At 63.1% G+C, this 4,528-nt stretch carries 5 protein-coding genes; 2 read left to right on the forward strand and 3 right to left on the reverse strand.

What is annotated here, in order from left to right; all coding sequences use genetic code 11:
* Window positions 1–35: 35 nt before the first annotated feature.
* The 3 genes from HMPREF0372_RS18230 to HMPREF0372_RS18240 all read right to left on the reverse strand — a co-directional run bounded on the left by HMPREF0372_RS18230 (window position 36) and on the right by HMPREF0372_RS18240 (window position 1,281).
* Complete coding sequence (locus tag HMPREF0372_RS18230; protein WP_007495800.1) at window positions 36–305, reverse strand: ACT domain-containing protein; 270 nt, start codon at window positions 303–305, stop codon at window positions 36–38.
* A gap of 43 nt (window positions 306–348) precedes the next feature.
* Window positions 349–933 carry a 5'-deoxynucleotidase gene (gene yfbR, locus HMPREF0372_RS18235; RefSeq protein ID WP_009258313.1) on the reverse strand — a complete coding sequence of 195 codons (585 nt, stop codon included), beginning with the start codon at window positions 931–933 and terminating at the stop codon, window positions 349–351.
* 102 nt (window positions 934–1,035) lie between these two features.
* A complete protein-coding gene (locus HMPREF0372_RS18240; protein ID WP_007495804.1) occupies window positions 1,036–1,281 on the reverse strand; it encodes an HPr family phosphocarrier protein in 246 nt (81 codons plus the stop codon).
* A 167-nt stretch (window positions 1,282–1,448) separates the two neighbouring features.
* On the opposite strand from HMPREF0372_RS18240, the gene mtaB reads away from it, so the two are divergent.
* Both mtaB and HMPREF0372_RS18250 read left to right on the forward strand, forming a co-directional pair.
* Window positions 1,449–2,741 carry a tRNA (N(6)-L-threonylcarbamoyladenosine(37)-C(2))-methylthiotransferase MtaB gene (mtaB, locus tag HMPREF0372_RS18245; RefSeq protein WP_009258314.1) on the forward strand — a complete coding sequence of 431 codons (1,293 nt, stop codon included), beginning with the start codon at window positions 1,449–1,451 and terminating at the stop codon, window positions 2,739–2,741.
* The gene (locus HMPREF0372_RS18250; protein ID WP_007495808.1) at window positions 2,738–4,114 is read left to right on the forward strand and encodes a S41 family peptidase; all 1,377 of its coding nucleotides are present in this window, start codon (window positions 2,738–2,740) and stop codon (window positions 4,112–4,114) included. Before mtaB ends, HMPREF0372_RS18250 begins: the two co-directional genes overlap by 4 nt.
* Window positions 4,115–4,528 lie beyond the last annotated feature (414 nt).

Genomic DNA, 4,528 nt, shown 5'->3' on the forward strand with positions numbered 1-4,528 from the left:
CTTAGCTCCCCTATGCGCCTACCCTCCGCGCTTCCTCAGATCCGGTGCATGGCGTTGAAAATATCCTCCCGCTGGGCGCGGATGTCCAGGCTGCGGGCCTCACCCTCCCGCTCCAGCAGGGCGGCCAGCTCGGCGAAGGGGATGTCGCAGGCGCCGGCGTCCACCAGCATAACCATGGTGAAGTCCCCCTGGAGGATGGTCTGGCTGATGTCCAGAATGTTGACATTGTGCTGGGCCAGCAGGGCGCAGACCAGGGACATGATACCCACCCGGTCCTTGCCGAGAACGGTGACGATTGCTCTCATAATAGAACAGCTCCTTTGCAGTTTTTACGGATATGGGGGACACTCACTGCAGCTCATCCAGCGTCAGCCCGAAGGCGGGCAGGAAGTGCTCCAGAAAGTAGTCCAGCTCGGGCAGACCATAGCCCTGCAGGGCCTCCAGCGTCTGCTCCGCGGCCTGCTTGAATTCGGCGTTGCCCGCCTTGAGCTCCTCCACGCATTTGATGTGGGCCGAGAGCTTGTCGGCGGCCTTGACCAGTGTTCTGAGCCCGGGGTCGTAGCCCTCCCGCAGCAGGGGGGCAAAGGAGGGGCGGAGGGCCTCCGGCAGCATATGCAGCAGCTTGTGGGCGGAGAACTGCTCCACTTCCCTGTAGGCGTCCCGGATGTCGGGGTTGTAGTACTTGATGGGGGTGGGCAGGTCGCCGGTGAGGATCTCCGGCGCGTCGTGGTAAAGGGCCGCTGCGGCGGCCAGACCGGGGTCGGCGTCGCCGCCGAACACGTCCCGCCGGATCACGGCCAGGGCGTGGGCCAGCACCGCCACCATGTGGGAGTGCTCCTGAATGTTCTCCTGAAAGGTGTTGCGCATCAGCCCCCAGCGGTTGATGTACCGCATCCGGGAGAGGTAGGCGAAGAACGGGTACTGGTCTGACATGGTCATCCCTCCTGCGAAAGCAAACTATTCTACCACAGAAGCGGCCGGTTTGTAAACCGTCGAAAAAGGAGGGCGGCCCAGGGCCGCCCTCCTTATCTTATATTACTGGGTCTGCTTGACCTCAAAGGCGGCGACGCTCTGCTCAAAGGCAGAGCGGTCGGCGTCGGAGCCGTGGACCTCCACCTTCACCGGGTGGGAGAGATCCAAGGAGAACAGGCCCATGATGGATTTGGCGTCGATGACGTATCGGCCGGAGAGCACGTCCACCTCGCAGGGGCAGCAGGTGGCCGCGTTGACAAACTGGCGTACATCCTCGATGGAGGACAGCGACACGAAAAACTCAGACATGAAAGGGCACCTCCTAAATGACTGTATACAAACGGTGGGGCTTTGCTTTATAATTAGGGTATCCCCATTATAGACAGGAACGGGGAAAAAATTCAATGGGAAAGCCGCGGTAAACCGGAAATTCTGTTTTTTTCACAAAGAGCCGCGGTCATATGCGAGGAAAAGACATGCGAGTTGCTATCTACACCTTGGGCTGCAAGGTCAACCAATACGAGACGCAGGCGATGGAGGCGGAGCTCACCGGCCGGGGCCACGCCCTGGTGCCCTTTGACGGGGCGGCGGACGCCTATGTGATCAACACCTGCACCGTCACGGCGGTGAGCGACAAGAAATCCCGCCAGATGATCCGGCAGGCCCGCAAGCGCTCCCCCCACGCGGTGGTGGCGGTGTGCGGCTGCTACGCCCAGACCGATCCGGAGGCGGTGGAGGCCCTGGGGGTGGATCTGGTCATGGGCACGGCCGACCGCATGGGCTTTCTGGACGCGCTGGAGGCCCTCAGCCCCGACGGCGGACACCCGGTGGTAAGGGTGGACGACGCCCTGCGCCGCCGCCAGTATGAGCATCTGCCCGCCGGCGGCCTGGAAGGGCGCACCCGGGCCATGCTCAAGGTGGAGGATGGCTGCGTCAACTTCTGCACCTACTGTATCATTCCCTACGCCCGGGGGCCGATCCGCTCCCTTCCCTTGGAGGAGGCCGCCTGTGAGGCAAAGCGCCTTGCCGGGGCGGGCTACCGGGAGCTGGTGCTCACCGGCATCGAAATCTCCTCCTGGGGACACGATCTCAAAAATGGGCAGGGCCTGATCGACCTTGTGGAGGCGGTGTGCGCCGCCGCGCCGGAGTGCCGGGTGCGGCTGGGCTCCCTGGAACCCCGCACCGTCACGGAGGACTTCTGCCGCCGGGCCGCCGCCCTGCCCAACCTGTGCCCCCACTTCCACCTCTCCATGCAGAGCGGCTGCGACGCCACGTTGAAGCGGATGAACCGGAAATATGATTCCGCCCGGTATTATGAGAGCGTAACATTACTCCGGGAACACTTTGATCGACCCGGTATCACCACCGATCTCATTGTGGGCTTCCCCGGCGAGACGGAGGAGGAGTTCGACCAGACCCTGGACTTTGTACGCCGGTGCGCCTTCTCCGCCATGCACATCTTCCCCTACTCCCGCCGTACCGGCACCCCGGCGGCCGCCCTGCCCGGCCAGGTGCCCAAGGCGGAAAAGGAGGCGCGGGCCCGCCGGGCGGCGGCGGTGGCGGAGGAGCTGCGGGCGGCCTGGCTGGAGCGCTGGGTGGGGGAGACACTGACCGTGCTCTTTGAGGAGGAGAAGGAGGGCCTCTGGCGTGGCCACGCCCCCAATTACACGGAGGTCTTTGCCCCGGGCGAGGGACTACACAATGTCATAAAAGAGGTAAAAATAACGGGAATTCATCGGGACGGACTGAAAGGAAGCGTGCTGGAATGAACCGGAGGCTGTTCCCCCTGGCCCTGAGCCTCGCCCTGCTGGCGGGGTGCGCCCCCGCGCCGGAACCCACACCCGAGCCCACACCCACCCCGGCCGCGGCGGTGGACTTCCACACCTTTCTGGACGCGGTCAACGAGAAGCGCCGGGCCGTCATCGAGGAGGGGGAGCCACTGGACATCTCCCCCTGGACGCCGGACTTTGCCGACCAGAACCACACCTTCACCGACGGGGAGATGGAGGCTCTGATGACCCACCGCAATATGGTGGACTATCTCCCTCCAGAGAAGGCCAGGGAGGATCTGGATGTATTCTTTACCCTCCTCCGCACCACCTACGGGGCCTACGAGTACTTCGGCGGCGATGAGGTGTTTGAGAAGTTGAGGGCGGAGAGCATCGAGATACTGGAGGACACCACCACCCCTTATGGTTCTACGCTCATCCGGCTGGCGACGGCCCTATATTTGCCGCTGGAGGGGACGGTACTGGACGGACACTTTACAATTGGAGGCAGTTACCTGCTTTCCAAGCTCCGTACCTATTATGTACCGGATATATACATCAGCGACCCCACTGGGCTAAGTGAGGACTATGTGAAGCCCACCATCGGCCCGGATGGGGCCATCACCTACGGCTTTTTCGCCATGAGCGAGGACGGGAGCGATCTGCCGGACACCCTGGGCGGATATGAGCTGTCGTGGACGCCCTGTGAGACTGTGGGCCCCGGTCATTTTGTGTTTGCGGAGAGCGAATACCAGGGCATCCCAACGCTGCTATCCCGGTATATGTCCGCCGACACGCCGGAGGGGGAGGCGCAACTGGAGCGGTTTGCCACCTGCGGCGGGGAGTACGCCGACGCGCCCCTGCTGATCTTCGATGTGCGGAGCAACCCCGGCGGGTACTCGAACTGGATGGCGGAGTGGTTTGAGGGCTGGACGGGCCAGCCCGCCCAGCCCCGCCGGAGCTCCGGAAAGAGGATCAGCCAGATCGGCTGCTATTTTCTGGACTATCCGGACGAGGCCATGGGAACCTGGGCTGTTTCCTCACAGCCAGGCCGATGGGTGGAGCGGGAGGGAATCACCTTCCTGTTGACGGACAACTGGACCGCCTCCGCCGGAGAGGACGTGCTGACCGACCTGCACACGGTGGAGAACACGCTGGTGGTGGGGGTAAACACGGGCGGCTGCTACCTGGTGTCGGATAACTTCACCTGCTACCTGCCAAATTCGGGACTCCCGGTTTTCTTCGGTACCGGGCTGGGCTTTCATGAGACCATGGAAAACCGGGACGGCATCGGTTATCTGCCAGACCTGTGGGTCAATCCGCCCGACGCTATGGAAGCAGTGGCCCGGCTGTGCCAGTACTACGGCCTGTAGGGGCGGCCTTTATGGCCGCCCGCGGGCGACCACAAGGGGCGCCCCTATGCCGTGATACGTTGAGGCGGGCGTCCCCTTAGCGTAGGGGCCGACGCCCCAGGGCGGCCTCTCTTGCCCCTTCGGGGCAATTCACCTTCTGCCCACATCGGCCCACCTTATTCCAGGCTGAAGCGCCTTCCATGTTACCCTTTTTGACACCTGTTTTCTTATCATGCTTCCGGCGGGCCCCTTTCTGAGTGGCCAGAAAGGGGCGAAAGAGCCAGTTAAGGCGGGGGATTCCGATTTCCCCCGCCTTAACAATCCACCCCTTGAAACGGCCAAGAAGGGGGAATTGCGATTCCCTCTTCTTGGAACTTCCCCCAGGCTGTTCCGCTGGCGGCTTTCCGGCGGCGGGGGCTTACGCTGTAACGCCCC

Origin of the sequence: Flavonifractor plautii ATCC 29863, assembly GCF_000239295.1 — a bacterium.
GTDB classification, from domain to species: domain Bacteria; phylum Bacillota; class Clostridia; order Oscillospirales; family Oscillospiraceae; genus Flavonifractor; species Flavonifractor plautii.